Below are 26,628 nucleotides of genomic sequence, written 5' to 3' on the forward strand. Positions count from 1 at the left end.
ATGCGCCGCCTAACGTCCGGCAACCAGTTGGCACGTGGTCGCTCCAGTTGGCACCCGGGACGGGCCGTCCACCGATGCCGCCATTTCAAAATATTGGAAAATCAACGATTTGCGGGCGCTCGTTGGAGCAGGTGCCAAAAGCGGGGTGCCAACTGGAGCGCCCAAGTGCCAACGCGTTTACGAGCTGGTCAGGAAGGTCTCGTTGCCGCGGGTGAAATCGAGCACCGCTCCGGCCAGCTGCACTTCGTCGGCCAGTTCCGGATCCTCGGCAAGCAGACGTTCGGCACGGGCGCGCGCGTCGGTGATCAGATCCACATCCTTGACCACGCGCAACAGCTTCAATCCGGACTTGCCGCCGGATTGCGCATCACCCAACACGTCACCGGCACCACGGAATTCCAGATCGGCTTGCGCGATCTCGGCACCATCCAGAGTTCCGTGAATCACTTCGAGTCGTTGCTCGGCGGGAGAGGCGGCTTCGGCGCGTGAGATCAGGAAGGCCCAGCTCGGCGTGCCGCCGCGCCCCACCCGGCCTCGCAGCTGGTGCAGCTGGGACAGGCCGTATCGGTCGGCGTCGAAGATCACGATGCAGCTGGCCTGCTTCACATCCACACCGACCTCGATCACCGTGGTGGCCACCAGCACCGGCGTCGTGCCGTCCGCGAACTGGCTCATCACCTGGGTTTTGGTCTCATCCTTGTCTCGCCCGGTGAGCGTGGCGAAGGTGACGCCTTGGAATTGCGGCAGTTTCGACAAACGGTCGGCGATTTCGGCCACGGTATGCAACGGAGGGCGTGCGGGCGCGTCTTCGTTTTGCGCATCGGGAGCGTCATAGGGATCAATTTCGGCGAACGCCTGCCGTTCCGCACGACCGCCGTCGGCGTCGGCATGAGCCCGGGCTCGAGCGCCGCCCACTGTGGACTCCGTTCCGGCCGCGCCCATGTCACCGTCATCTTCCGCATTGTCGTCGATGCGCGCGCAGACGATATATGCCCGCTCCCCCGCGTCAATCCGCGACCGGATATGCGCGAACATGCGCCCCATGGTGGCGGCGTCCGCTTCGTTGACCACGACGGTGCGGATCGGCTTGCGCCCGCCGGGCAGTTCGGTGAGCCACGAGATGTCGAGGTCGCCGAACCAGGTCATCGCGGCGGTGCGCGGAATCGGCGTGGCCGTCATCACCAGCAGATGCGGCGCCAAATCGGCTTTGGCGTTCAGGCTTTCGCGCTGCTCCACTCCGAAGCGATGCTGCTCGTCGATCACCACCAGAGCCAGATTCGGCGCTTGGAAGGTTTTGGAGAACGCGGCATGCGTGGCCACCACGATGCACGGCTCGCCACTGGCCGCCTGGGCGAGCACCTTGCGTCGCGCGGCGAGTTTCATTCCGCCGGTGAGCAGCGTCACCGGCACATCCAGCCCGTCCACCATGCGTGTGATGGAATCGGCGTGCTGTTCGGCCAACACTTGCGTGGGCGCGACCAGCACCGCTTGGTACCCGGCCCCGACGGCCTGCAGCATGGCGGCGAGCGCCACCACGGTTTTGCCGGAGCCCACCTCGCCTTGCAGGAGGCGTTGCATGGGCCAGTCGCGCGCCATATCCACGGCGATATCGTCGATCACCTGACGTTGGCCGCCGGTAAGCGCGAACGGCAGCGAATCGATGAACCGGTCGCGTAGTGAGGTACCGGCATCCTCGGTGTTCTGCGTATCTTGCGACTCCAATGGCGACGTACCGTTGATGCATTCGCCCGCGCGGTCGCCCACGGCACCGTTTGCGGCACCGTCTGCGGCGATGGCTTTCGACGAGGGTTGCGCGCCTTGCGGGGCCTTTATGTCCTGCGCAACCAGCGGGCATGGGTGCGCCGCGGATTTGCGGGCATGGGCGCGCGCTTGCAGCAGCGAGGTCTGCGCGACGAAGGCCTCCTCGTAGCGCAGCGTATCGATGCCGGCGCGGAAGGCTTTGGTGGAGGCGGGATTATGGATGGCAAGGAACGCTTCGGCCCGATGCAGAAGTCTTCGTTCGGCGCGGATCGCTTCAGGCAAGACGTCAGGGATGGCTCCGGCGAGACGGTCGGCGGGAATATCCGACTCCATCTCGGGTGAATCCGCGGTTCCATGCGTCCCAGCCGAATCAATGGCCCCACCCATTTCGATGGATTCGATTGCCTCATCTCCCTCGATGCCACCCGTCAAGCCCGCAGAATCGGCGGCGCGCACGTGCACTTCGTCGGCGTTCATGACACCGGCGTCATTCGCATCGGCCAGCATCCGCAGCAGGTTCAGAATCGTCTCGTGGATATGTTCGGAGGAGATGCGCGAACTGGCATGGTAGACGGGCCTGGGGCGGGTCAGGCGACGCATCGCCTCGGCGGTCGTGTCCGCATCGTATTTCAGAGCAGAGGGTAGCGCCGGGGGAAGCGACGCGGGGAGGGTCTCTCCCGTAGCCGACGCTGCCTCGAAATCGGCAGCCCGGTTCGTTTGGGGCGCGACGGTGAGGATTTCAGGATGGGTGAACTGCGCCTGCCCCATGTATTCGGTTGGGGTTCCCGCGATGACGATCGATTCGCCCGCGCGCAGCCGCATGCTCAGCCAATCCACATAGGATTTCTTATAGGAGAAGAAGGTGAGCCGGGCCACCGAGCCGCCGACGTTGCGTGCGCGGGCGAAGTCGGAATCGTCGACCAGCGCCTCCAAACGGTAGCCTCGGCGTGTGTTCATCGGCACCACGCGCAACGATCGCACCACGACGGCGCAGGCCATCGGCCGGCCGGGCGAGGCTTCGCGGATGGCGCATTGGGGCACGGGTTCGGTGACGCGGAACGGATAATAGGTCAGCGCGTCGCCCACGGTGGTCACACCCAACGATTTGAGCGCGGACACGCGACGCTTGTTCGTCAGTAGCGACGAGAGTGCGGTGTCCAAGGTGATGCTCATAACGCACCATTGTATGGCGCGCGACGCCCGAACCGTCATCGCCGCCCCAGCGGCACGCCCTCGTCATCCTGAGCAAGACACAGCCACACCCCTCGTCATCCTGAGCGAAGCGCAGCGAAGTCGAAGGATCTCAACTTGATGGCAGGGGTGTGAGATCCTTCGACTCCGCCCATCGGGCTCCGCTCAGGATGACGGGGAGGAGGGTGGAGGACGCTCCGCTCAGGATGACGAGAGGAAAATGCAAGAAGCCCCACCGAGCGAACTCGATGGGGCTTCTTTAAGCGTTATTCGCGACTCAGGCGACCACGCGCTGAACCTTGCCGGCCTTGAGGCACTTGCCGCACACGCGAACGCGGGTGTTCTCGCCGTCGATCGTGGTGCGCACAGGCTGCAAGTTCGGGCGGAAGGTACGCTTGGTACGACGGTGCGAATGGGAAACGGTGAAACCGGTCTGCGGTCCCTTGCCGCACACTGCGCAACGAGCTGCCATGATGAACTCCCTTAAACCTTTGTGTTTTCAAGTCTTCCTGTATCCAGGGCACTGTCCTGAACACACAACTTCCCGAATATACCGCGAAATGCCGACATATGCAACATCAGCGTGTATCATAGCCGCCCATCTTGAGCGTTTTCGGCGGCAAATCACCAAAAACCGGCCCAATCACGCAGGTACGGAAAGCATGCCAACCATGCCACCCACACCCGACCACGCAACCCTGTGCCATGTTCGCCGCCAGCGTACCGGGCTAAGCACGACACAATCATCCCCGATGACTATTGCGGCTCCCAGCTGACGTTCATAAACTCGCGGTAAGACTACAACGAAGGGATGTAAGTCAAGGAGGACACAGCATGCTTGGATTGGATATCCCAGAAAACACCTGGCTCGGCAATCTGCTGGCAAAGCGCCGCAAGAAGGCCGACGGCACCGCGCAGGAGGCGAAGGCGACGGGCGTCGCGGCAACGAATACGACCGGCGCTGGCGGCATAATCACGGACGCCGCAAGCACGAACGCATCAGGCACCAGCACGGCAGTCACCGACGCACGGGCGGCGACCAACACAACTGCCAACACAACCCCCAAGCCAAACGCGGGCGCATCAGCCGCCGACTACACGTCTTCCAAACCTTCCGTGATCTCACTCGGGCAGGTCTGGGTCGACATCATGATGGACGTCGACACGCTGCCGACCTCTGGCGGATTCACCGTCGCCGGCGACACCACGCCAACGGTCGGCGGCAGCTACCGCGTGCTGCAAGCGGTCGGCGCGATGGGAGTCCCCGCCGCGCACGCCGGCATCATCGGCAGCGGAATCTGGGCCACCACTGTGCGCCGCGCCTTCGATGAGGCCGGCATCCGCCACATCGGACCGGACCGGCTCGACGCCGATTCGGGATTCCGTCTCGTATTCCACGACGGCACGGACCGTAAAACCTTCGTCGCCCGCTATGGCGCGGAGGCGCAGGGCAATGAGGCGACCTTCGCCGCACTCGATCCGGCCGCGGGCGATGTGGTGCACATCAGCGGCAACACGCTGCTCGACCACACCGCCGCCGGCATCGACGAATTCGTCCACCGCGCCGGCACCGACCCCAAACAGCGCGGATACCGGCTGGTGATCAACCCGACCAAAACGCTCAGCCTGGTCAACGACCACCTACTGGAGGATCTCGTGCTTGCCCGCCCTATCTGGTCATGCAACCGACAGGAGGCGCAGACTCTGGCCGATCGGCTCGGCGTGATGGTGGACGATTCCGCCACGCTCACCGTCGGCGGCGGATTCGACAAGTCGATGGAGGCGCTATGCGAGGCGCTCGGCGAAACGCTGCGCGCGCCATTGGTGGTTCGTGCCGGATCGCGCGGTGCATGGGTGCGCGAACCGGGCGGCGAGACCCGTCATATCGAGGGATTCCCCACCAAGGCCGTGCACACGCGTTCCGCGGGCGGCTGCCACACCGGCGCGATGTGCGCCATGCTGGCCAAAGGATGGGGTCTTGAAGACGCGACCCGCATCGCGAACGCCGCGGCGGCCCTCGCCATCCAGCGCAACGTCAACGGCGTGCCTGTGGCGCCCAGCTACGAGGAGGCGCTCGCCTTGGCCAACGGCGAGGAATCCGAAGAAGCAAGCGCGGACTAAGTATTTGTTCATCGTCTGTTCACCTAGTTGCGCCCGCCACGCTCCGGAGCATCTTCTACGATGGACGTATCGCATCAGGCAGGAGTATCGATGGCCGAACAGACGAACACCACAACCGCAGACCAAAACGAACCGGCCGGCACCGGCTTGAAGCTGACCGCCCGCGAGAAGAAGTGGATCGTCTACGATGTGGGCAATTCCGCGTTCGTGCTGCTCTCCACCGCCGTGGTGCCGATCTACGCGAACTCGCTGCTCGAGGCCGCCGGTCAAGACAATATCGTGTCCACGTGGGGCTATGCGCAAACGATCGCCTCGCTGGTGATCGCCGTGCTCATGCCGCTGCTCGGTTCGATCGCCGACGTACAGGGCATGAAGGTCCGCTTCTTCTGCGGCTTCTTCGGCACGGGCGTGGTGATGTGCTGCGCGATGGCGCTGCCGTTGACCTGGCTGCCGTTCCTTGTGTTCTACGTATTGGCGACCATCGGATTGAACGGATCGCTCACCTTCTACGACTCCATGCTGATCGACACGACCACGAACGAGCGTATGGACCGCGTCTCCTCGCACGGCTACGGCTGGGGCTATATCGGCTCGACCGTGCCATTCCTCGTGTGCATCGCGCTGATTTTCGGCGGGCCCGCGCTGCTCGGATTGGACACCGCGTTCTGCACGCGCATGTCGTTCCTCATCACGGCCGTCTGGTGGGTGGCCTTCACGATTCCGCTGCTCACCAGCTATCGGCAGAAGCACTACCGCGCCACACGCGACCAGTTGGGCACGGCGGTGCGCGGCACCTTCCGCGAGCTGGGCTCCACCTTCGGCAAGATTATGCATAACAAACCGTTGTGGATGTTCATGATCGCGTTCTTCTTCTATATCGACGCAGTGAACACTGTGATCACGATGAGCACCTCGTATGGCACGCAACTCGGACTGGATTCCACACAGCTGGTGATCGCGCTGTTGGTCACGCAGTTCGTCGCGTTCCCGTGCGCGATCGCATACGGCCGCCTGGCCGGACGTTTCGGCGCGAAAACGATGATTCTGATCGCCGTGGTGGCGTATATGTGCATCGTGTTCTTCGCCGCGTTCTTCCTACGTTCCGAAGTGCAGTTCTGGATTCTGGCGATTCTGGTCGGCATGTTCCAAGGCGGCATCCAGGCGCTGTCACGCTCCTACTACGGCAAGCTGATTCCGAAGAGCCATGCGAACGAGTACTACGGCTTCTACGATATCTTCGGCAAAACGGCCTCGATCATCGGCACGTTCCTGGTGGCCACCACCACGACGATCACCGGCAACGCCTCGATCGGCGTGCTTTCCATCGCCATTCTGTTGGTGCTCGCGCTCGTCTTCCTCCTGCTGCAGAAGGATCCGACGCGAGGCTGATATCATCCAGCGCCATTCACCCATTCCGGGCTTAAAGCGAGTTTGGTGTGCGTAATCGGAGAGTAGAGGCGAAAAAACCACACCAAACTCTCTGATCAAACGCTTTACTTGAGCTTCTTCTCGAATCCAAACACACCAAACTCGCAAACCCCTGTCGAATCAACGGGACACGCCGACTTACGAAGACTTGAAAAAATGTGTACGGTGAGTCCTGTTTCGAAAACCGCATGGCTGATGCCGTATCCCTTTGGGAAAGCAGCCATGCGGTTTTTCTTTGCCCCGCACAGCGGTCGCGCATCGCGCCGAATCGGCCATCCGCCGGTCGCATGCCATGCCGACCAACCGGCCTTACGGCCACGGCGCGCAACCATAGCGCGATCCGTTCATCTCGCGGGCACAAGTTGAGGTTGCAATCGGGAGAAGGTCTCCCGCACCATATTGAGAGAGGTACCATACGTGACTTCGTCTGAAACCACGTCAATCGACCATGCCGCCAGCGGCCCCGACACTGCGAACACCGCAAGCGCCGCAAACGCCGCAAACGCCGCAAACGCCGCCTACCCGAAGCATCCGCACCGCGTGATGCTCGGCCTGTACATCGGCGCGTTCCTCGGCATGCTGTCCGAAACGTCCATGAACATCGCCCTGCCCGACCTGATGGATTCCTTCGGCGTCTCCGCCGGCACCGTGCAGTGGATGGTCGTGGGCTATATGCTCGCCATCGGCATCGTGCTGCCGTTCGTTGGCCTGATGCTCAAGTGGGTCAACACCCGCACACTGGCTCTGTTCGCGCTCACCTGCTTCTTCGTGGGCGCGCTGATCTCCACCTTCGCCGTGAACTTCCCGATGCTGCTCACCGGCCGTATCATCCAAGGCGTGTGCACCGGCATCGCCCTTCCGACCATGTACGCCGTGATCATGCGTGTGTTCCCGATGAGCCAGATCGGCGCCGCGAACGGCGTGGCCGGCCTGGTCATCATGTTCGCGCCGGTAATCGGTCCGACCATCGCCGGCATGCTGATCGGCGCGTTCTCGTGGCGCGCGATCTTCGCCATGTTCGCCATCGTCGCCGTGGTCGCGCTCGTCTGCGCCGCCACCACGCTGACCAACCCGATCGAAGTGACCCGCCCGAAGATCGATCTGCCGTCCGTGATCGCCTCTGTGATCGGTTTCGGCGGTCTGGTCGCCGGCGTTTCCATGATCAGCGACATGGGCTTCTCCCCCACGGTGATCGTGCTGCTGGTCGTCGGCATCGTCGTGCTCGCGTTCTACGTCTGGCGCCAGCTGCACATGGAATCCCCGATTCTCGACCTGCGCGCGCTGGGCATCGCCGCATTCCGCACCCCGGCCATCATGGTCACGCTGTCGTTCACCTGCACGCTGGCGCTGATGTATCTGGTGCCGCAGGAGCTGCAGCGTGGTCTTGGCCTGAGCTCCACTCTCGCGGGTCTGCTCATGCTGCCCGGCGGCATCGTCAACGCCGCCTGCTCGCTGATGGCCGGCCGCCTGTACGACCGTAAGGGCGCGTCCATGCTGGTGCGCATCGGTGCGGTGATCGCGATTATCGGCGACGCGCTGCTGCTGGCGATGGGTGTGAGCACTTCGACCGCGTTCTTCGTGCTGGCCCACGTGGTGCTGATGATCGGCATTCCGCTGATGCAGCAGCCCGCCCAGTCCGCCGCGCTCAAGGGTCTGCCGCGTGAACTGGCCACCGACGGCAGCACGATCCTCAACACCATGCAGCAGGTCGTGGCCGCCATCGGCACCGCCATCGCCACCTGCCTGCTTGGCCTGGGCGAATCCAACTACACTGCCGCCGGCGGCACCAACGCCGCCCAGGGCTTTGTGGACGGCTCCCGCTACGGCTACGTGTTCGGCCTCGTGCTGGTCGTGATCGTGCTGGTTATGTCGTTCTTCCTGCGCGAACGCAAGAACTAGTTTCATCCCTCGCGTAATTACCGTAAACAAGCGGCGTTGGCGTCCTGTCAGCGCCGCTTTTTACATGAACGTTTCCACCACGGACTCCTATCGAGACTAGGATGGTGGCGAAGCCATTCGAGACAACCGACGGGAGGCGCGTGATGGGCAATATCTGCGACTATGTGCGCGGAGAGACGCGCCCGTTCAGCGAGGCGCCGTTCAACGCGGTTGATGCGCTTGTGCTGGCGCAGCTTTCCTATGAGAACATCCCCTCCTTGGTGCCGCGCCTCACCGATGAGATCGAATGCTATGGCACCGTCGCGAGGCGTTTGCGCCGCTTCTCATGGCGCGAGCCGCTGCGATCCGTGAAAGCCATTGTGCGGGCCCCGTTCTCGCCGGTCACGCTCGACCAGGTGAACACGGTGCTGCATGGCGATCTCGACGATGTGTGCACGCATCCCGTGCATCTGGTCGGATTGGCCGACACCAAGCAGATGCACAACTTCGTGCGAGACACGGCCTCCAATCCGCGTTTTGCCAACATGAACATGGGCGCGTTCGCCGAACAATTCGACCGCCGCGAGCAGACGCAGTTCGCCGCGGTGACGTTCCGCCTGCCCGACGGCACTCTGGTGCTGTCGTTCCGCGGCACCGACGATTCGCTGGTCGGATGGAAGGAAGACTTCAACATGGCCTTCCAATACCCCGTGCCCGCGCAGGAGGCCGCCGCCGAATATCTGCTTATGGTCGCGGGGATGTGGAAGGGTCCAATCGTGCTGACCGGCCATTCCAAAGGCGGCAATCTCGCGGTGTACGCCGCGATGAACGCGCCCGCGAAAATTCAGGACCGCATCACCACGGTGTATTCCCTCGACGGCCCCGGTTTCCCCCGCGATGTGGTCAAGGGCGACGCCTATGCCGCCGCTATGCCCAAAATCCGCAAAATCGTGCCCGATTCCTCGATTATCGGCATGGTGTTGGAGACGCCGGAACCCTGCACGGTGGTCAAGTCAGATGTGGAAGGCATGATGCAGCATTTTGCCTTCTCCTGGCAGGTGGAGGGCGGCCGTTTCGTTGAGGTCGACGATATGGCCGCCAGTTCGCACACGTTCAATGAATCGTTCAACCAATGGATGACCGAGCTGACTCCCGACGAGCGCGAGCACGCGGTGGACGCGCTGTTCCAAGTGCTGCATGCGAGCGGCGCCACCACATTCTCGGGGATGCTGTCCGCGATGCCACTGGCGCTGCCGGGCATGATCGGCACGATTGTGGGGCTCACGCCGGATGAACGCAAGCACATCCACGAGGCCATGCGCATGCTGGTCACGGCGGCCATAGCGCGCAATACCGCCGTTAAGCGGTAGACGAAAACGCCTCCTTATTGGTCAGATTGCCCAATATTTTATTGTACACTGGGCACAATTCGTTCCAGCGGGAACCGCCCCAAGGAGGCCACCATGCCACGTCCACGCCGAGACTCCGAGATCCTGCCCGCCACGGCCCGCATGGAGAACGCGTTCTGGGAGTTATTGCGATCCCAGGAATACCGCCGAATCACTGTCACCGACATCGTGCGTGAGGCCGGCGTGAACCGCAACTCCTTCTACTACCACTATTCGGGACTGCCGGAGCTGGCCGACGCCGCGATCCTGCATGAGGTGGAGCACACACCGCTCGTCGAGATCCCCGCACCCCACGAGGAGAACCTCAAGCACCAGTGGGGCACCCGCGCCAAAGAGCTGCTCGACACACCGGAGCAACGCCAACGCCTCGACCGTCTGGCCCTGTTGGCCGGCCCGCACAGCTCACCGGAGCTGTTGGATTCGCTCTGTGATTTCGGCCGGCTCACCCTGACCTCCATGCTGCAGCTCGACCCCGAACATCTCGACCTCAAAACCGACCTGATGCTCGACTTCGCCGTCGGCGGCCTGCTCGCCGTGCTGCGCCGCTGGCCGGAGCTGAGCGAAACCATCGCCGTGGAGGATCTGCTGAACGAAGACATCGCCGTGCTGTCCATGGGCATGTACTTAAGCATGTCGAAAGCGGATATGCTCGCCTACTGGAATCAGGTCTTCTCCGACACCATACTCACTCAGCGTTCAGAGCGCGAGAAGATGCCGTCCCTGTAGAAGCGCAGCATCTCGGGCCAATCGGTCTGGATAATATCGGCTCCGAACTCCATCAGGCGGCCCCATCCCGCATCGGGACCCTCCAATACGGCGGTGGCGTCGGAGATGCCTTGGAAGCCGTGGTTGTCGTTGCCGAGCCCCAGCGCGTTGACGAACGCATACATGCCACGCCGATGCAGCGATTCGCAGTCATCGCCGGTGAATCGCTCCACACCCACATGAGGTTCGATCAGTTCGGCGCCGACCACGTTGATATCGGGATCGTCGGCCACGGATTCCAGCTCCTGCATGGACCATATCATCGGCATATACATGTATTTCACTCCGTGGCCGCGCAAAGCGGACACGTATTCGTCATTCACCGGGCTTTTGAGAATCAGCCACCGCTCCAAGCCGAATCCGTCGAGCCAATCGAGGAATCCGCTGCTCCAATATCGCCAGGAGCGGTCCACATTGACGAGGATTTGCGGCAGATTGCCAAGGATGAAGCCGGCGCGCTCCACAAAGCCGTAATAGGTGTTCTGAAAATCGCTGTACCGGATCGCGGCCAATTCCTCAGCCGTCATCTCCAGCACACTGCGTTCGCAACGCAGATGCGAGTATTCAAATCCGTCATGAAAAGCGAAATACTCGCCGTCCGTTGTGCGGATGATGTCGATTTCCGCGATATCCGCTCCCACGAAGCGCGTGGCTTTCACACTATTCAGCGTGTTTTCGAGAATATCGCCTCTGGGGGCGCCTCGATGCGCCGCGATCAACGTTCCATGCGCGGAAAAGGCCTTGTTGAGTTCCGTGTTGATATCGGCAAAGCACGGCCGTCCGAAGGTCCCGTCTGCCGGAACGCTCCGCACAGGGCCTGTCTGCGGAGAGGAAAGCTTCATGATCCGTCCTTTCTTATGGTTGTAGGTCCGCCGTCATTGGCGGATTTCGTTTGGCACACCCTGTGGGCTCACTCCGCCCGCATCCCGCATCACCCGAGGCACCAAGGATTTGGACACCCCGCCAGCTCGGCGACGTCAAAGATGGCGGGCCGCTTCTTTGCGGGATTCTTTGCCATAGCCTTCATGGTAGCGTCCTCCCTTTCGGCGCACCAGTATGCACGAGATTTCTGTGCCGCTATTCGCAAGGTTTCCCCAATCACCAAGCGAACGAACAGCGAGGCGGACTACCATATTGCGAAGCGCATGTCTCCTACGACAATGCACGCGCGCCCGGCACAGGGCACGCGCGGTTCGCACCCGCCAGACGAACACGGTGGATAGACGTTAAGGAACACACAGATGAACGATGTGATGACCGCGGTGGGACTGTGGTTCGCCACCAACGCCGGCAAGCTGATCTGGCTGGCGATTGTGGTCGCGGCCGCAGCGGTGGCCACCAGAATCCTCAGCCGCCTGATGCGCCACGCGCTCGCCAAAACCGACATTCCCAGCGCATCGATTTTCATCAACCTTATGCGCGTGCTCATCTGGGTTCTCGCCGCGGCCATGGTGCTGCAGCCGGTGTTCGGCATCAACCCGACCACCATCATCACCGCGCTTGGCGTCGGCGGCGTGGCGCTTTCGCTCGGCCTGAAAGACACCATCGCGAACATCATCGGCGGATTCGGCATGATGTTCGGCAAGGTGATCCAGCCGGGCGACCTGGTCACCATCTCCGGCACCACGGGCACAGTCAAAGACATCACCTGGCGTCAGACGGTGATCGCGGAGCGGAACGGCAACGAAATGGTGATTCCGAATTCCGTACTCAACACCGCGCAGCTCGAGCGGCTGACCGCGTCCAACGAAAGCATCGCGCGCGTGCCGTTCACCGCCAAAGCCGACGCGGACATCGCCGAGGTGGAGCGCGACATCCTCACCCGCCTGCAGGGCGCGGTCGACGACTGCACCAACCCCGATAATCCTCCGCTGGTCAAGCTCACGGGATTCTCCCCCTACGGCATCACCGGTGAAGTACTGCTTTTCGCCGACGCGACCACATTGACTTCCACCGTGGCGGACCGCGCCTCACGAGCGCTGGTCGGTGCCGACTGGATGGCGACGGCCTTCTGACCCACCGGCTCCGCCCGCCCATCAGCGAGCGGACGAAAAGCTAGACAAGCAGCATCTGCCAAGCGGTGAGCGCCAAGGCGAAGATGATGTAGACCACCATGCCGGGGTTGCCGAACGCCGTGCGCGCGCCCAATCCGTTGGGAAGCTGCTCGGGAGTCGCGTAGAACTCGAGCTTCCTGCGGTTGGCGATCAACAGCGCCACACCGACGACCAGCAGCGCGATCAGCGCCAGACCATACACGCCGACGACAAACAGTCCGGACGACGGATCGGCGGCCAAGCGCATCATATCGGCTTCGCTCAGCTCGCCGGTCAGCAGGCGCGAATCCACCTGAGAAAGCACCCACGGGGCCAGAACTGAACCATTGAAATTGATGACCGCGTGCATGATCATCGAGTAGCGCACGCGGCTGGTGCGCATGTAGACGTACGCGAACACCAGTCCCAGGCCGAAGGCGTAGAAGAATTGGTAGAGGTTCAGGTGGAACAGCGCGAAGGTCAGCGCGGACAGCACGATGGCGGTTTTCTCGCCATAGCGGCGTGTGCGGTCGATGACCTGCTTGCGGAACAGCCATTCCTCGAAAATCGGCGCCAGTACCACGAAGAACACGAACACGGACACGGGGTCGCTGCTCAGCACCACCTCGGCCACCTGGTTGGTGGCTTGCCCGCCGGAGACCAGACCGGACAGCATGATGCCGATGATATTGCCCAGATACATCACGGGCAGGCAGATGACCAGCAACGTGAAGAAGCGCTTCGCGCCGAGGTTGAACCGCTTGGTCTCCAAGGGCGGCACATTGCCCATGGCCAGCACGCTCAGCGGCATCGCGACCGCGTATAGCGGGCCGGACGAGGCCAGCATTCCCACCCACGCCGGGTAGCCGTCGGGGAACAACGAGAGCAGGACGCCCGCGCATACGATGTTGAGGCCGATCCAGAAGGCGAGCATCACGCATAACGCGACGCCCACCGTCGAAAAGCGCCTGTGCGCTACGAACCACGGGTTGATCGACGATTGCTGCTGCGGCTGATATTCGCTCATGTGGGCCATTGTAATGTGTGGGTCGCACGGATGGCTTTTCACCATCCACCCGTGCGCACCCTATCACCACCCCAAATCACAACATAGACCCGTCCAGAATGGCGTGATTTCGCCCTTCCAAGGCTATGTGGGATTATGGGATTGCGTGTGACGCCCGTCTTCAGACCGCCAACGCCGCCACAGGACGCGGCGCGACCACCACATCACTGCCGACCTCCAGCCCCAAGGGCAGTTCGTTGGCCGGCAGCTGCACCGTGGCGCGCAGCTGGTCACCGTCGTTCCACCGCTGGTACTCACCCGAGGTGATCACCACATCGACGCGGGCCAACGCACCGAGGAAATGCACCGTCTCCACACGGCCGCGCTCCCCCACATGCAACGGGCCATCTTCAGCCATCTGAAGCGTCAACGACTCAGGGCGCACGAGCACGGTGACGTTGCCGCCCACGCGCGAGCCGTCGATCAGCGGCACGCGCTGGCCGAACACCACCGCCTCATCGCCGTTCGACGCGCCGGGCAGGCGGTTGGTCAGACCGATGAATGTGGCCACATATTCGGTTTCCGGGCGCTGGTAGAGCGTTTTGGGCGCGGCGATCTGTTCGATGCGCCCGTGGTTCATCACGCCGACGCGGTCGGCCACGGCCAGCGCCTCCTCCTGGTCGTGGGTCACGAACACGGTGGTGGTGCCGGTTTCGAGCTGGATGCGGCGGATTTCGTCGCGCAGCTGCACGCGCACCTTCGCATCCAACGCGCTCAGCGGCTCGTCGAGCAGCAGCACGCGCGGATGGACGGCGAGCGCGCGGGCCAACGCCACACGCTGCTGCTGCCCGCCCGACATCTGCTGCGTGTATTTGTTCGCTTGATCGGACAGGCCCACGAGTTCCAGCTTCTCGCCGGCGATGCGTCGGCGTTCCGCTTTGGACATGCCGCGCACCTCGAGCCCGAATTCCACGTTCTGCAGGGCGGTCATATGCGGGAACAGCGAGTAGGACTGGAACACCATGGCCATCTCGCGCTTGTTCACCGGCGTGGCGGTCACATCCTGCCCGCCGACCAGGATGCGCCCGGCCTGAATATCCTCAAGTCCGGCCAGCGAGCGCAGGGCGGTGGATTTGCCGCAGCCCGACCCGCCGAGCAGCACGACCATTTCGCCGGGTTTGATGTCGAGGTTGAATCCGTCGAGCGCTTTGACCGAGGATCCGGGGTAGATTTTGTCGACGTTCATCATCTGGATGCCGCCGCCGCGTTCGCTGGATTCCTTGAGCACGGCCTTGGCTGCTTTGGTCACGATGTCGCCGTCTGCCACGGCTGGTTCGAATACGTCGGCAGTGTGCGCGACGACGGCTTTTTGTTCTGCGAGAGACATGGGATTACCCTTCATTGTTCACTGTTCTTTGGAGCGGCGCATCGCTGCGGAGATGAGGTCGAGCGCCACAAGCAGGATCACGCCGAACACCAGGGCGAGCAGCGACATGGCGGTGGAGATCTGCGAGTTGGATTGGCCGAGCTGGTACAGCGCGACCTGCAGGTTCATGCGGCCGAGCAGCGAGGCGACGGTGTATTCGCCCAGCACGACGGCGATGGAGATGAACGAGGCGGAGAGGATGGACTGCCACAGGTTCGGGATGAGCACGCGCAGGAAGACGCGCGGCCATGAGGCACCGAGCGAGCGGGAGGCTTCGACCAGCGTTTTCACGTCGATGGAGTTGAGTCCCACGGCGAGCGCGCGGAAGGCGAACGGCATGACCAGAACCACGTAGGCGAAGCACAGCCAGATCGGTTTGGTGCTCAGCACATCCGCGGACAGCCAGCGGTAGATGGGGCCGAGTCCGACGACCAGCACGATGGCGGGGATGGTCAGCGGCAGGGTGGCGACCCATTCGATGGCGCGTTCCAGCCGGCGTGAGCGGATATGCACGATCACCATCGTCGGCACCATCAGCACCAGCATCAGCGCCACGGTTACGGCGCACAGTCCCAGCGAGGAGCCGAGTCCCTGCCACAGCACAGTCAGGTCGGCGCCGAGTGATTCGCCGTCGCCGGTGAAAATCGCCCGCCATGCGTCAAGACTCCACCGCCCGGAGAGCGGATGGTGCACGGTGAACAGGAACATGGCCGCCAGCGGGATGAACAGAAACAGCATGGTCAGAGAGAGCACAACCGTTTTGATGATGTTCTGCCGGCGGATGCGCGCGGCGCGCAGCTGCGGCGGTTTCGGCGCGTCTTGCGTCGCCGTCGCGGATCCCGTCGCGGATGGTGCGAATGATGAGGATGATGCGGGTGTCACTGCCATCGTCCGGCCCTCTTTTCCACGGCGTGGCTGAGCAGCATCGCGAGAGCCACGACCACGACCATCGCGAACGCCAGCACTTGGGCGAAGCCCTGCTGGTTCACGTCCATTTCGTTGCGCATCGCGCCTTGGATCATCAGCGGCACGAGGATCGAACGCTGCGAGAACAGCGCGGCCGCGGTGGCGTAGGCGGAGAAGGCGTTGGCGAACAGCAGCAGGAGGGCGGAGATGAAGCGGGGCGCCAGAATCGGCCCGGCCACACGCGTCCAATACTGCCAGGTGTTGCCGCCCAACGATTCGGCCGCCTCACGCCACTGGGGCAGCATCGAATCGACGGCGGGCAGGAAGATGATGATCATCAGCGGAATCTGGAAGTAGCTGTAGATCATCACCAGCCCGGGCATCGAGCTCAACCAGTTGGGGTTCACGGTCAGGCCGAACAGTTGTTGCAGCAGCATGGTGCCCACGCCGTTGATGCCGAGGGTGGCGATGAACGCGAAGGCGAGCATCACGCCGCCGAACTGCGCGAGCACTGACGAGATTGCGCCGATCAGCCGGCGGACCAGACCGTTCGGTCGCGAGCCGATCACCAGCGCGTAGGAGGCGAGCGCGCCCACCACCGAGCCGATCAGGGCGGAGATCACGGAGACGAGCACCGACGTGCCGAAGGCGGCGATGGTGTTGGGTTCGGCCAGTCGGCGGAAGTTGTCGAGCGTGAAGCTGCCGTCCGTGGACGAGAACGCGCCGACCACGACGATCAGCGTGGGCGCGAGCAGGAAGCAGGCCGTGTAGGCGAAGAACGGGATGGTCACCCCGAGGGTGCCGAGTTCCTTGCGGTGGCGCGCGATCACGGAGGTCAGGGAGCCGGAGGCGGGCCCTACGCGGTTCGCGCCGCGCAGTCCACTCGCCGCTCCCCCGCCGCGCGCGGAGAATGTCGTACTACTCATATCAGTCCTATCGTTGCGATTCCGTCAAGTCGCGGGCGAGGCCGGGACGTTCCGTCACTCGGAGCGTCCCGGCTCGCCTGATGCGGCGGGTTGCGGTGGATGCGAAGCCTTTTGGGAACCCTGGCTCAGTTGCCGATGGTGGAATCCCAGTTGTTCTGCAGCCACTCGGTGATGGTGGAGGCCTGATCGTTGGTGTAGGAGATCGGCTCGCCTTCGACGGTGGTGGAGGAGGCGAGCGCGTCGGAATCGACAGTGCCGTCCTGCTGCATCTGGTCGATCAGGACCGGGCTGGCGCCGCCGGCGAGCCATTCGTTCTGGGCTTCGGCGGTGTACAGGTATTCCATCCACAGGCGGGCGGCGGCCGGGTGCGGCGCGTCTTTGTTGATGGCCTGGTTGTAGTAGCTCACGACCTGGGCTTCGGGGAAGGTCTTGTACTCCCAGTTCACGCCCTTCTCCTTGAGGTCGGACTGGTAGGAGGCCTGGTTGTACGTCCAGTCGAACACGACGCCGGTCTGGCCGGAGTCGATGGTGCCGTTGGTCACGTCCACCTGGGTGAGGTTGCCGGCGTCCTTGAGCTTCTTGAAGAAGTCGAGGCCGGGCTGGGTGTTGTCAAGGTCGCCGCCGGAGAGGGCGTTGACCATCAGGAAGCCGTTGAACGCGGCGCCGGCCTCGGCGGGCTTGCCGTTCAGGGCCACGGTGCCGGCGAACTTCGGGTCGAGCAGGTCGTCGATGCTGTCGATCTCGCCGTACTTGTCTTTGTTCCAGCCGATCGACATGATGCCGGTGTAGTCGGCGTAATACAGGCCGTCGGCGTCCTTGGCGGAGTCGGGGATCGAATCCCAGGACTGCACCTTGTAGGCGGCGAAGTTGTCGGTGCTGGTGGAGGCGACGGACTGGCCGAGGTCGAACACGTCGGGGGCGGCGTCCGTGCCCTTGTTGGTGGTGGCGGCGTCGACCTCCTCCTTGGAGGAGGCGTTCGGGTTGAGTTCGGTGACGGTGATGTTCGGGTACTTCTTCTTGAAGTTCTCGATGATGTTGCCGTAGTTGGCCCAGTCGTGCGGCAGGGCGATGACGTTGAGCGCGCCTTCCTCTTCGGCGGCCTTCTCAAGGTCTTCCATAGTGCCGAAATCAGCGAGGGAGGTGGCGGAGGCGTACTGTTCGTTCACAGTAACGGCGTTGGCCTCGCCGCCGGCGGCGGTCGATCCGCAGGCGCCCATGGTGACGGCGAGCATGGCGGCGAGGGAGCCGGTGGCGATCTTACGCAGGGAATTCATTGCTATTCCTATCTCTATCTGTTCCGGACCGGCGGCGGGTTGCCGCCTTGGTCCGAGATAGAGACTAGGAGCGTAGGTTAACGCCACGGTGGCGTCATAGTGAATGGAAGACGGACTTTGAAGGAACTCCGTGCGTTACCGCAGCACGCCTTCGATCAACGTGGTGATGAGGTCGGCGTACTTCAAACCGTTCGCTTCCCAGGCCTTGGGATACAGCGAGATCGGCGTGAATCCGGGCAAGGTGTTGATTTCGTTGACCATCACCTCGCCGTCGGGGGTCACAAAGGTGTCCACGCGGCTCAGACCCGCGGCATCGACGGCGAGGAAGGCCTTGGCGGCCACCTCGCGCACCCGGAGCAGCATATCCTCGGGCAGATTGGCAGGCACTTCCACATGGCTTGCGGTGTCGTCCATATATTTGGAATCGAAGTCGTAGAACTGGTCGCTTCCTTCACGGTCGAGCACGATCTCGCCGGGCCAGGAGGTCATCGGCTCATCGCCGGGCTTGGGGCACAGCACCGCGCATTCGATCTCGCGCGCGTTGATTCCCTGCTCCACCAGCACCTTCCAGTCGTGACGGCCCGCCTCGATAACGGCGGCCGCCATCGCCTCGGCCTGGGGAGAGTCCACCTTGGTCACGCCGAAACTGGAGCCGGCGCGGGAGGGCTTGACGAACACCGGATAGCGCAGTCCGGCCTCCTCAACGCGGGCGAGCAGCTCGTCGGCGTTGGATTCGTCATAGGCGCGGGCGTCCACGGTGATGCCGGGGGCGACGGGAATGCCGGCCGCGGCGAGCAGAATCTTGGTGTAATGCTTGTCCATGCAGGCGGCCGACGCGAACACGCCGCAGCCCACGTACGGCACGTCCATCATCTCCAGCAGACCCTGCAGAGTGCCGTCCTCGCCGTACGGACCATGCAGCACGGGGAACACGGCATCGATGTGGCCGATCGGCATGAAACCATCCTGCCCACGCGTCACGTCGAGCGTCACCGGCTGGCAATCATCCGTCACCTCGACGGTCGGCAGGGCACCATCGCTCAAATCCCAACCGCGGGGATCCTCGCCGCCGACGATCCACTGCCCGGACTTGGTGATACCCACCGCAATCGGCTCGAAACGCTCGGTGTCGATCGCCTTCAGCACTCCGGCCGCGGAGATGCAGGAAATCGAGTGTTCGTCGGACCTGCCGCCGTACAACACCATCACGCGCTTCTTGGCCATATCGTTTTCCTCATTTCTACCGTGCGTTTACCAGTCTTTATTATGCACACCGCCATGTCCGCGGGGTTTCGCACGCGGACATGCACACAGAAAAACCGCCAGCGCCTTTCTCATGCGGCGATTCGATGCGGCGGTTCGGCCCATATGCGACCGCCCCGACCTAGGCTGGTCCGTAGGCCGGGGCGGTTGGCGACGCACGCGCGGATGATTATTCCTCGGTGATGTCGCGGCCGAACAGCAGGGTGAGCATCTCGGAGCACGAGATGCCCTCGCCCAGCACGCGGCTCATCGCGTAGGCGAGCGGGGTGGGCACGCCGAGCTCCTCGCCCAGGGCGACGACCGCGTCCGTGGTGGGCACGCCCTCGGCCACGCCGTTGCTGGCTTCGGTCGCCTCCTGAACGCTCATCCCCTTGCCGAGATTCGCACCGAAGGTGTAGTTGCGGCTGAGCGGGGAGCCGCAGGTGGCGATGAGATCGCCCACGCCGGCGAGTCCCGCGAAGGTTTTCGGATCGGCGCCGGCCGCCTGGCCCAAAGCGGTCAGTTCGGCGAGACCTCGCGTCTCAATCATCGCGGCGGTGTTCTCGCCGTAACTCGCGCCGCGCGCCATGCCGACGGCGAGCGCGATCACGTTCTTCAGAGAGCCGCACATCTCCAAACCGATCACGTCGGTGGTGACGAAGGCCTTGAAATAGTCGGTGGTGCAGGCTTCGGCGACCTTGCGCGCGTTGTCGATGTTCTCGCAGGCCACAACGGTGGCGGCGGGATGCCGCTGCGCGATCTCCTTGCTCAGATTCGGGCCGGAGACGGCGGCGAAACGGTCGGCCGGCAGGTCGAGCGTCTCGCGCACGACCTCATCCATACGCTTGTGGGTGCCGCGTTCGATGCCCTTCATCAGGCTGACGACGATGGCGTCGGCCGGGATGAGCCCCTTGAATTCGGTGAGCGCCACACGCGCGAACTGGGCGGCGATGGCGACGATGATGATCTGCGCGTCTTTCACGGCTTCGGCGCGATCGCCGGTGGCGGTCATATTGGCGGGCAGCTGCTCGACGACTGGCAGACGCGCCTCGTTACGGCGGCGGTCGCGGATGTCCTCCACAATGTCGGGCTCGATGGCCCACATGGTCACGTCATTGCCGGCGTCGGCCAGCACCTGGCCGAAAGAGGTACCCCATGCTCCGGCACCCAATACCGTAATCTTGCTCATCGCGTCACCTCCGCATGGGGTACTGCCATATTGCTTCGCGGCTGTCGCCGCTCAGCGTCGCCTACGAACAGCCCACCGGGCTGTTCGCTTAACGGCGCCGCCCATGCGCCCGCCCCTAATACCGTAATCTTGCTCATGCTTCTTACTCCTTGATTCGGGTCATCGTGCGGTAGTCCCAGACGCCGTCGGGGGCTTGCTCGCCGCGGATCTCGGCCATGATCTCGGTCATGCGCACGCGGATGCGGCGCGTGAGTTCGTCGGCGAGCTCGACCGGCGGCTCCTCGCCCCAGCCGTCCATGCCTTCCAGCAGGTCGGCGTAGTCAAGCGCCGCGTCATAGCACATCACCACGTTCTTGCGCGGCCACGGCCACCAATGGTTGATGCTGGCCGCGCCCCACGTCACCGCGCAGAACAACGGCACCTGATATCCCAGCCGACGCGACGATTCGAGCGCGATCACGCCCACGCCGTTCTTCATGCTCATCGGCCACTTCTGCGGATCCCTCGTCACCGTGCCTTCGGGCCATACGGTCAGCGGGCGGCCGGAGGTGACGATGTCGATCGACGTGTCCGTGATGTCTTTGGCTTTGCCGCTGCGCCGCTGCACCGGCTGCATACCCACCAGCTGGAACCATTTGCCAATCAGCGGCCACGTCGCCATCTCGGCCTTGGCCATATAACGAGGGCGGCGGCCCTGGTGGAACAGGCTCATCATCGGCACGAACACATCGAACATGGTCACATGCGTGGCCGCGGTGATGAACGTGCCGGTTTCGGGCACATGCTCCAATCCCCAGGCCTTGGTTTTGCAGCTCGCGCGGAACACCAGGGAGACTCCCGCCAGCAGACGTTTGGTGGCTTTGGGATTCTGCGCGTTGATCTCCGCCTCATTGGGCGTGCGCGGTCCGGTCGGATAGTACGCGGTGGGATCCACCAGACGATGCTTGGCGGCGAGCTTCGCGACCTGAGCGTCGGCAAGCGGCTTCACGGCCGAACGCGGCGACGGTTTTCCTTTCGATACCATGCCCTCCATTGTGCCTTATCCCACCGCCAATCGGCGGATTCGCGCCATAATATGGTTGCGCCGCGGCCAAACGGTATGTCGTTTGGCCGCGGCGCGAAACCTCTGTGGGCTCAGGCGATCACAGCACGGCGATGGCGTCGATCTCCACCAGCGCGCCCTTGGGGATGTCGTTGCCGCCGAAGGCGCAACGGGCCGGCTTCACGGAGCCGATGAACACCTCGGCGTAGCGGGCGTCCACCTCCTTGAAGTCCTCCACGTTCTTCAGGTAGATGGTGGCGCGGCACACATGCTCGATGCCGGTGCCGGCCGCGTCGAGAATATGCTTGATGTTCTTCAGAGCCTGCGCGGCCTGCTCGCCCGCGGTTTCGCCCGCCAGTTCGCCGGTGGCCGGGTCGATGCCCAGCTGGCCGGACACGAACACGAAGCCGTTCGCCTTAACCGCCTGGCTGTACGCGCCCAGCGCCGCCGGCGCCTCGGAGGTCGCCACCGCTTCCATCTTCTCGCTCATTGATCGCTCCTTAAGTCTTTTTCGCCGATTGCGTCAGTGTGCTCGCGTGCGAACGCGCCGACTACTGGCGATGATAATGAGCGCATGTCACGCCCGCCCAATCACTGCCCGCATTGCGGTCAGTCGTGCATGCCACGGACCGCGCGGCCGGAGGCGAAACGGTCGAGCGCGCCGGTGCGGGCGATGGCGAGGTACAGGAACCAGCTCATCGCGCCGGCGACCACCACACCACCGATCATCTCGCAGATGAGATGGGTGATGCCGCGCGGGCTGACGATCGCCACGCCCTGATAGCGGAAGAACAGCAGATAGAAACCGTATTCGACCGCCACCAACAGGCCGGAAAGCAGCGAGATGGGCAGGTTGAACACGCGGTAGCGGGTCGCCGCGAACGGAATCTCCGCGAACAGTCCCTGCAGAAGGGCCGAAGCGAACACGAAGCCCATGGAGAACTGGTTGCCGATCAGCATCTCGGCCGCGCAACCGACCACATTGACGAACATCGCCGCGCCGGGTTTGCGGATGATCAGCAGTCCCAGCGGGCCGGAGAAATACCAGAAGGCGTGCAGCAGGCTCGCCACGCCGGGCAGAATCGCGCCCAGGAACGGGGATATGGCGGCATAGGCGAAGTTGAAGCCCCAGAACACGATGCCGCAGGCGACGCCAAGCGCGGCGGCGACGGCGATGTCGGCCGGAGTCCAGCGCAGAACGCGCGTGGGGTGCGAAAGATTGTTGGATTGATTGGCTTGGTTGGCCTGATCGGCCTGATTTGAGGCATGGTTGCCCATGGGAAGCTCCTTATCCCACTCGGACTGCGCACAGTTTCGGACATGCCGATGCCGGCACGGGCGTTCCTTGACCTGCGCAGCTCGGGCGGAAACGCCGCTATGCACTTTAGCAGCTCCGCGCGGGCTCCATCTGCTTTGCCCATAAATAAATCAAAGGCCCGCATTCATACGAAAAAAGTCCGCCGACATCGTGGGATGCCGGCGGACTGAAAAATCACGCGATACGGGTCTTGGTCTTATCTCACTTCAGCGAAGCGTTCACCGCGTCGACGGCCTCCTGCAGGCTCGCAAGATGGGACTCGTACCATTCGGTCGCCTCGTTCAGCGTCTGAGTCACAGCCTCATAGCCGGCTGCGTCGTCGGCGGCGCAGCTCACATACGTGGGCGTCTCGGCGGCGAGCGCCTCATTGAGGGCATCCAGCGTGGAGGCGTCGGTCACATCGTCTTCGGTGTATTCGGCCGCGGTGGAGGCGTCGCCGTTCACCAGGCCGTTGTACTTATTCGTCGCCACGCGGGTCGCGTCGGAGGCTTCCACGCAGGCGGCCTTGGCGCTTTCGACCGAACCGCCGGACATCGAACGCCACACGAACACGCCGGCCACCACCAGCACCACCACGACGACAACCGCGATCACCGGGACCAGCCACTTATTGGTCTTCTTCTCTTCAGCCATAACACACACTCCTGTTTCTTCTTATGCCGCGCCTTCCTCGGGCGGCATCGCATAGGCCGCAGGTCATCCTATCGGAAAGCGCAATAAACGCAAATCGTCTCAAAATCACGTCCAAATTCGTGAGCTCCCATAACAAAAAGCTGCCCGTCGATACCGACGTGCGGCGCGCTGGTCCCACGACTCCGGGAAAACAAAAAGGCCGGAATCGTTATGATTCCAGCCATTGGTGGGCTTGATGGGATTCGAACCCACGGCCTTTTGCTCCGGAGGCAAACGCTCTATCCACTGAGCTACAAGCCCAAGACTTCATCACTGTACACCACGCGACGGTCAAAACGTGCCCAGCGGCGGCGCACGGCGCGAAATCCCGATTGGCCCGTGCGACCCCGCTCGGGCAGTAGACTAGGGTTATGTCTGAGCCAGTCAACGATTTCGAATACGAGCGCCGCTTCTTCTGCCGCGAGTTCCCCGACGAGATGGATGATGGGGACGCGCCCACGCTGATTGTGCAAAGCTATTACGTGCACGACGGCAACTATGCGCTTCGCGTGCGGCTTCAGGCGCACGGGCTGCGCTTCGATATGACGCCCGATTTCGACCCGCTGGCCGTCGTCGACCAATACCGCAACCGTTTCTCCGAGGCCTTCGTCACCGTTAAAGGCCCGTCCGTGGGCGGCACCCGCTATGAGGCCGAACGCGAGATCGACACCCGCATCGCCGCGGAGCTTATCAAACGTGGCGGCGAGGTGATCGTCAAAAACCGTTTCTCCGTGTGGATTGCGGAGGACGGCTGGAGCGTGGATGTGTTCGGCGGGGCCAACGCGCCGCTGATCATCGCGGAGGCGGAGCGTTCCGGCCCGGTCACCAATCTGACCATTCCGAAGTTCTGCACCACCGAAATCACCGATCAGGCGCGCTTCAGCAACGACGGCCTGGCCGCACGTCCATTCTCCCTGTGGGAAAGCGAATTCGAGGCGGAGCTCGCGCAGAACGGCCCGCAGTTCCAGCAATTCTTCGGCAAGAACCGCATGCAGTAGTCGCGGCCCGCCCAACGGAGCGCGACTAATACATCAGCGTGGCGAGACGGCGACGCGCGGCCGCCAGACGCGGGTCGGAGGGCTCGGGAATGGCGAAATACTCCAGCAGACGCTGACGTACCGGCTCGATGTCGGCCTTATGCCCGTTGGCGAGGAAGTCCAGCAAGCGGTCGAAGGCGTCCTGAATCTGCCCGCCGATCATATCGATGTCGGCGACGGCCAGCTGCGCCTCGACATCGTCGGGAGCGGCGGCGCCGGCGGCACGAACCTCACGCACATTCGCCTCACCGGAACGCATCAGCAGCAGCGCCTTGGCGCGTTCCCGCGCGGCCAGCGCATCCTTCGGGTCGGCTTCCAGCACACGGGCGTAGGCGTCGGCCGCACCGGCATAGTCGCCTTCGGCGGCCAGACGATAGGCCTCCATATGCTCGGGCGGCACGGCGGCACCCGCAGCGCCAGAACCATCAGCAGCACCATCGGCACCCGCGTCGGGATCGCCGGAGTACGGCGCGGTGCCGTCCACACCGGACTGGTGCGCCGCCTGGATGATCTTCGGCACCACCTGCTCGCACAGCTGCGTAAGTTCGTCGGCGCTCGGCAGCCCCTGCAGCAGCGGCATGGGACGTCCGCCGATCAGCGCGAACAGCGCGGGCGCGCCCTGCACCTGCAAGGCCTGCGCGATGGAGGGATTGGCGGCGATGTCGATGCGCGAAAGCTGGATCAGGCCGTTCTGCGCGTTCACCGCGTCGCCGAGCGCCCGGGCCATGTCGAACAGACGGTCGTCGGTCGGCACCCACAGCAGCAGCAGAATGGGGAAGGTGGCCGAGGTGGTCACCATCGCCTGGAAGGTGTTCTCGGAGGTGTCGATCACATAACCGCCGGCCGCGGGCGCTCCCCCGGCCTGCCCCGGCTCGGCCTTGACCTGGTGCTTAAGCGCCTCCAGATCGACCGCGCCCGCCAACGACACTCCCGGATTGAATCCTGCCTGCCCTGCCATACCACTCACCTTCCGAAAAAGAAACGATGCTGGAACTCATCATAGTTCCAGCATCGTATTGCGTATCGCGTTTTGAGCGCTGCGCTTACAGCGCTTCGACCTTCACGGGGTAGCGTTCGGCGCCCACCGCGGTGATCTGCTGTCCGGAGTCCTCGCCCGGCACATACAGCGCCACGACGTTCACATACGTCACCTTCATGGTGCTGGTGGCCGTGCCGTCGCCGAATAGCGCGCGCTCCTCATCGGAGGCCGGCTGGGATTCGCGTCCCTCGCCCGCCTGGCGCGTCCATTCGGAGGCGATGGTCGCCACCACCAGGTCGCCGCCTTCGGTGGACCGCATGATCCACATCTGCTGCGGGTCGGCGGTGAAGGTCTGCGTTTGGGTGCCGTTGTTGCGCTCCATGCCCTCCTGCACGGTGGTCGTCAGCTGGGTGAGCTGTTCACGGAAGTAGTCGTCCGCGAATTCGGAGGCGTATTCGCTGCTGGAGCCGTTCTGCAGCACGTCGGCGTAGCGTTCCACCGCTTCGGCGGGCGTGGCCACGAGGTTCTCGTCCTGCGCATCACCCATCTGCGAGCCGATTTCGGCGATGGCGAACTTCGGCAGCTGCGCGCCGGAGAACAGTCGCGCCACCGCGGTGAGCTTGTAGTTCTCACGCGCGGAGTTCTGGGTCATCACCAACAGACGCATGGACTGCTGGTCCTCGGTGGTGGTGGTGATGGTGAACACGGAGCGCGGCCAGCCATCGTTCGTGGGGATCACGGTTTGGGAGATATCCGTGGGGATGGTGGCTTCCTTGCGCAGGCTGCCGGTTTTCTGCGCGACGAGGATTTCGCTGGTGCGAATCTGCAGTTCCGGTCCGGAGAGGATCTGGTCGAGTCCGTCGGTGCTTTTCGCCTCGTTGGCCGCTTCCAGCGTCTCAAGGATCTGCGTGCGGATCTCCTGCTCCTGCGTTTCGGTCAGGTCCGGGGACGTGTTCTCGGAGGAGGGGGAGCTGACCGTGGGCACGCGGCCTTCGCACGCGCATAACGACGCCGTCATGGCCACG

Annotated in this window: 24 protein-coding genes and 1 tRNA gene; 7 read left to right on the forward strand and 18 right to left on the reverse strand. The window is 63.4% G+C overall.

Going from position 1 to position 26,628, the window contains the following annotated elements; genetic code table 11:
• Positions 1 to 177: 177 nt before the first annotated feature.
• Both AC1AV0_RS02925 and rpmB read right to left on the reverse strand, forming a co-directional pair.
• Positions 178 to 2,934, reverse strand: a complete 2,757-nt coding sequence (locus AC1AV0_RS02925) for an ATP-dependent DNA helicase RecG (RefSeq protein ID WP_476570974.1) — start codon at positions 2,932 to 2,934, stop codon at positions 178 to 180.
• A 295-nt stretch (positions 2,935 to 3,229) separates the two neighbouring features.
• Positions 3,230 to 3,424, reverse strand: a complete 195-nt coding sequence (gene rpmB, locus AC1AV0_RS02930; protein WP_072724715.1) for a 50S ribosomal protein L28 — start codon at positions 3,422 to 3,424, stop codon at positions 3,230 to 3,232.
• 362 nt (positions 3,425 to 3,786) lie between these two features.
• Here rpmB and AC1AV0_RS02935 point away from each other — a divergent pair, with 362 nt between their 5' ends.
• From AC1AV0_RS02935 to AC1AV0_RS02955, 5 genes are all read left to right on the forward strand, one after another.
• Entirely contained in the window at positions 3,787 to 5,073 is a 1,287-nt protein-coding gene (locus tag AC1AV0_RS02935; RefSeq protein ID WP_476570976.1) for a PfkB family carbohydrate kinase, read from the forward strand.
• Positions 5,074 to 5,163: 90 nt separating this feature from the next.
• A complete protein-coding gene (locus tag AC1AV0_RS02940) occupies positions 5,164 to 6,462 on the forward strand; it encodes an MFS transporter (RefSeq protein ID WP_476570978.1) in 1,299 nt (432 codons plus the stop codon).
• A 456-nt stretch (positions 6,463 to 6,918) separates the two neighbouring features.
• Positions 6,919 to 8,400 carry a DHA2 family efflux MFS transporter permease subunit gene (locus AC1AV0_RS02945; protein ID WP_476570980.1) on the forward strand — a complete coding sequence of 494 codons (1,482 nt, stop codon included), beginning with the start codon at positions 6,919 to 6,921 and terminating at the stop codon, positions 8,398 to 8,400.
• A gap of 143 nt (positions 8,401 to 8,543) precedes the next feature.
• Complete coding sequence (locus AC1AV0_RS02950; RefSeq protein ID WP_476570982.1) at positions 8,544 to 9,749, forward strand: DUF2974 domain-containing protein; 1,206 nt, start codon at positions 8,544 to 8,546, stop codon at positions 9,747 to 9,749.
• 93 nt (positions 9,750 to 9,842) lie between these two features.
• Positions 9,843 to 10,514, forward strand: a complete 672-nt coding sequence (locus tag AC1AV0_RS02955) for a TetR/AcrR family transcriptional regulator (protein ID WP_476570984.1) — start codon at positions 9,843 to 9,845, stop codon at positions 10,512 to 10,514.
• On the opposite strand, the gene AC1AV0_RS02960 is transcribed toward AC1AV0_RS02955, so the two are convergent.
• Positions 10,478 to 11,395 (reverse strand): glycerophosphodiester phosphodiesterase family protein, encoded by a 918-nt coding sequence (locus tag AC1AV0_RS02960; RefSeq protein ID WP_476570986.1) that lies wholly within the window; start codon positions 11,393 to 11,395, stop codon positions 10,478 to 10,480. The two genes, AC1AV0_RS02955 and AC1AV0_RS02960, sit on opposite strands and share 37 nt — an antisense overlap.
• A 399-nt stretch (positions 11,396 to 11,794) precedes the next feature.
• On the opposite strand from AC1AV0_RS02960, the gene AC1AV0_RS02965 reads away from it, so the two are divergent.
• Positions 11,795 to 12,568 carry a mechanosensitive ion channel family protein gene (locus tag AC1AV0_RS02965; RefSeq protein WP_476570988.1) on the forward strand — a complete coding sequence of 258 codons (774 nt, stop codon included), beginning with the start codon at positions 11,795 to 11,797 and terminating at the stop codon, positions 12,566 to 12,568.
• Between the two features lie 40 nt (positions 12,569 to 12,608).
• Here the strand turns inward: AC1AV0_RS02965 and AC1AV0_RS02970 are convergent, their stop codons facing one another.
• From AC1AV0_RS02970 to AC1AV0_RS03030, 13 genes are all read right to left on the reverse strand, one after another.
• Positions 12,609 to 13,613, reverse strand: a complete 1,005-nt coding sequence (locus AC1AV0_RS02970) for a lysostaphin resistance A-like protein (RefSeq protein WP_476570990.1) — start codon at positions 13,611 to 13,613, stop codon at positions 12,609 to 12,611.
• Between the two features lie 160 nt (positions 13,614 to 13,773).
• A complete protein-coding gene (locus AC1AV0_RS02975) occupies positions 13,774 to 14,979 on the reverse strand; it encodes an ABC transporter ATP-binding protein (protein ID WP_476570992.1) in 1,206 nt (401 codons plus the stop codon).
• Between the two features lie 18 nt (positions 14,980 to 14,997).
• Complete coding sequence (locus AC1AV0_RS02980) at positions 14,998 to 15,906, reverse strand: ABC transporter permease (RefSeq protein ID WP_476570994.1); 909 nt, start codon at positions 15,904 to 15,906, stop codon at positions 14,998 to 15,000.
• A complete protein-coding gene (locus AC1AV0_RS02985; RefSeq protein ID WP_476570996.1) occupies positions 15,897 to 16,850 on the reverse strand; it encodes an ABC transporter permease in 954 nt (317 codons plus the stop codon). Before AC1AV0_RS02985 ends, AC1AV0_RS02980 begins: the two co-directional genes overlap by 10 nt.
• 125 nt (positions 16,851 to 16,975) lie before the next feature.
• On the reverse strand, positions 16,976 to 18,124 hold the full coding sequence (locus AC1AV0_RS02990; RefSeq protein ID WP_476570998.1) for an ABC transporter substrate-binding protein: 1,149 nt from the start codon (positions 18,122 to 18,124) through the stop codon (positions 16,976 to 16,978).
• A 135-nt stretch (positions 18,125 to 18,259) separates the two neighbouring features.
• Entirely contained in the window at positions 18,260 to 19,348 is a 1,089-nt protein-coding gene (locus tag AC1AV0_RS02995; RefSeq protein WP_476571000.1) for a D-alanine--D-alanine ligase family protein, read from the reverse strand.
• Between the two features lie 208 nt (positions 19,349 to 19,556).
• Positions 19,557 to 20,555, reverse strand: a complete 999-nt coding sequence (locus AC1AV0_RS03000; protein ID WP_476571002.1) for an NAD(P)H-dependent glycerol-3-phosphate dehydrogenase — start codon at positions 20,553 to 20,555, stop codon at positions 19,557 to 19,559.
• Positions 20,552 to 20,692, reverse strand: coding sequence for a hypothetical protein (locus tag AC1AV0_RS03005; RefSeq protein WP_476571004.1), 141 nt, complete (start codon positions 20,690 to 20,692; stop codon positions 20,552 to 20,554). The genes AC1AV0_RS03000 and AC1AV0_RS03005 overlap by 4 nt, the downstream gene beginning before the upstream one ends.
• A 5-nt stretch (positions 20,693 to 20,697) precedes the next feature.
• On the reverse strand, positions 20,698 to 21,579 hold the full coding sequence (locus tag AC1AV0_RS03010; RefSeq protein WP_476571006.1) for a lysophospholipid acyltransferase family protein: 882 nt from the start codon (positions 21,577 to 21,579) through the stop codon (positions 20,698 to 20,700).
• A gap of 118 nt (positions 21,580 to 21,697) precedes the next feature.
• Entirely contained in the window at positions 21,698 to 22,087 is a 390-nt protein-coding gene (locus AC1AV0_RS03015) for a Rid family detoxifying hydrolase (RefSeq protein ID WP_072724702.1), read from the reverse strand.
• A gap of 119 nt (positions 22,088 to 22,206) precedes the next feature.
• Positions 22,207 to 22,875, reverse strand: a complete 669-nt coding sequence (locus AC1AV0_RS03020) for an ECF transporter S component (RefSeq protein WP_476571008.1) — start codon at positions 22,873 to 22,875, stop codon at positions 22,207 to 22,209.
• Positions 22,876 to 23,116: 241 nt separating this feature from the next.
• Positions 23,117 to 23,548 (reverse strand): hypothetical protein, encoded by a 432-nt coding sequence (locus AC1AV0_RS03025; protein WP_476571010.1) that lies wholly within the window; start codon positions 23,546 to 23,548, stop codon positions 23,117 to 23,119.
• A 224-nt stretch (positions 23,549 to 23,772) separates the two neighbouring features.
• A tRNA-Arg gene (locus AC1AV0_RS03030) sits at positions 23,773 to 23,848 on the reverse strand.
• Positions 23,849 to 23,958: 110 nt separating this feature from the next.
• Between AC1AV0_RS03030 and AC1AV0_RS03035 the strand changes: the two genes are divergently transcribed.
• Positions 23,959 to 24,585: a CYTH domain-containing protein gene (locus AC1AV0_RS03035; RefSeq protein ID WP_476571012.1), complete on the forward strand. Its 627-nt coding sequence runs from the start codon at positions 23,959 to 23,961 to the stop codon at positions 24,583 to 24,585.
• A gap of 25 nt (positions 24,586 to 24,610) precedes the next feature.
• On the opposite strand, the gene AC1AV0_RS03040 is transcribed toward AC1AV0_RS03035, so the two are convergent.
• Both AC1AV0_RS03040 and AC1AV0_RS03045 read right to left on the reverse strand, forming a co-directional pair.
• Positions 24,611 to 25,582, reverse strand: coding sequence for a tetratricopeptide repeat protein (locus AC1AV0_RS03040; protein ID WP_476571014.1), 972 nt, complete (start codon positions 25,580 to 25,582; stop codon positions 24,611 to 24,613).
• A gap of 85 nt (positions 25,583 to 25,667) precedes the next feature.
• The gene (locus tag AC1AV0_RS03045) at positions 25,668 to 26,621 is read right to left on the reverse strand and encodes a DUF8094 domain-containing protein (protein WP_476571606.1); all 954 of its coding nucleotides are present in this window, start codon (positions 26,619 to 26,621) and stop codon (positions 25,668 to 25,670) included.
• Between the last annotated feature and the right edge of the window lie 7 nt (positions 26,622 to 26,628).

Source organism: Bifidobacterium sp. LH_558, from assembly GCF_056356295.1.

Bases quoted from the DNA above. Each gene is read 5' to 3' on its own strand.
- AC1AV0_RS02925 (WP_476570974.1), bottom strand. From the start codon at position 2,934: ATGAGCATCACCTTGGACACCGCACTCTCGTCGCTACTGACGAACAAG.
- rpmB (WP_072724715.1), bottom strand. From the start codon at position 3,424: ATGGCAGCTCGTTGCGCAGTGTGCGGCAAGGGACCGCAGACCGGTTTC.
- AC1AV0_RS02935 (WP_476570976.1), top strand. From the start codon at position 3,787: ATGCTTGGATTGGATATCCCAGAAAACACCTGGCTCGGCAATCTGCTG.
- AC1AV0_RS02940 (WP_476570978.1), top strand. From the start codon at position 5,164: ATGGCCGAACAGACGAACACCACAACCGCAGACCAAAACGAACCGGCC.
- AC1AV0_RS02950 (WP_476570982.1), top strand. From the start codon at position 8,544: ATGGGCAATATCTGCGACTATGTGCGCGGAGAGACGCGCCCGTTCAGC.
- AC1AV0_RS02955 (WP_476570984.1), top strand. From the start codon at position 9,843: ATGCCACGTCCACGCCGAGACTCCGAGATCCTGCCCGCCACGGCCCGC.
- AC1AV0_RS02960 (WP_476570986.1), bottom strand. From the start codon at position 11,395: ATGAAGCTTTCCTCTCCGCAGACAGGCCCTGTGCGGAGCGTTCCGGCA.
- AC1AV0_RS02965 (WP_476570988.1), top strand. From the start codon at position 11,795: ATGAACGATGTGATGACCGCGGTGGGACTGTGGTTCGCCACCAACGCC.
- AC1AV0_RS02970 (WP_476570990.1), bottom strand. From the start codon at position 13,613: ATGAGCGAATATCAGCCGCAGCAGCAATCGTCGATCAACCCGTGGTTC.
- AC1AV0_RS02975 (WP_476570992.1), bottom strand. From the start codon at position 14,979: ATGTCTCTCGCAGAACAAAAAGCCGTCGTCGCGCACACTGCCGACGTA.
- AC1AV0_RS02980 (WP_476570994.1), bottom strand. From the start codon at position 15,906: ATGGCAGTGACACCCGCATCATCCTCATCATTCGCACCATCCGCGACG.
- AC1AV0_RS02985 (WP_476570996.1), bottom strand. From the start codon at position 16,850: ATGAGTAGTACGACATTCTCCGCGCGCGGCGGGGGAGCGGCGAGTGGA.
- AC1AV0_RS02990 (WP_476570998.1), bottom strand. From the start codon at position 18,124: ATGAATTCCCTGCGTAAGATCGCCACCGGCTCCCTCGCCGCCATGCTC.
- AC1AV0_RS02995 (WP_476571000.1), bottom strand. From the start codon at position 19,348: ATGGCCAAGAAGCGCGTGATGGTGTTGTACGGCGGCAGGTCCGACGAA.
- AC1AV0_RS03000 (WP_476571002.1), bottom strand. From the start codon at position 20,555: ATGAGCAAGATTACGGTATTGGGTGCCGGAGCATGGGGTACCTCTTTC.
- AC1AV0_RS03005 (WP_476571004.1), bottom strand. From the start codon at position 20,692: ATGAGCAAGATTACGGTATTAGGGGCGGGCGCATGGGCGGCGCCGTTA.
- AC1AV0_RS03010 (WP_476571006.1), bottom strand. From the start codon at position 21,579: ATGGTATCGAAAGGAAAACCGTCGCCGCGTTCGGCCGTGAAGCCGCTT.
- AC1AV0_RS03015 (WP_072724702.1), bottom strand. From the start codon at position 22,087: ATGAGCGAGAAGATGGAAGCGGTGGCGACCTCCGAGGCGCCGGCGGCG.
- AC1AV0_RS03020 (WP_476571008.1), bottom strand. From the start codon at position 22,875: ATGGGCAACCATGCCTCAAATCAGGCCGATCAGGCCAACCAAGCCAAT.
- AC1AV0_RS03025 (WP_476571010.1), bottom strand. From the start codon at position 23,548: ATGGCTGAAGAGAAGAAGACCAATAAGTGGCTGGTCCCGGTGATCGCG.
- AC1AV0_RS03035 (WP_476571012.1), top strand. From the start codon at position 23,959: ATGTCTGAGCCAGTCAACGATTTCGAATACGAGCGCCGCTTCTTCTGC.
- AC1AV0_RS03040 (WP_476571014.1), bottom strand. From the start codon at position 25,582: ATGGCAGGGCAGGCAGGATTCAATCCGGGAGTGTCGTTGGCGGGCGCG.
- AC1AV0_RS03045 (WP_476571606.1), bottom strand. From the start codon at position 26,621: ATGACGGCGTCGTTATGCGCGTGCGAAGGCCGCGTGCCCACGGTCAGC.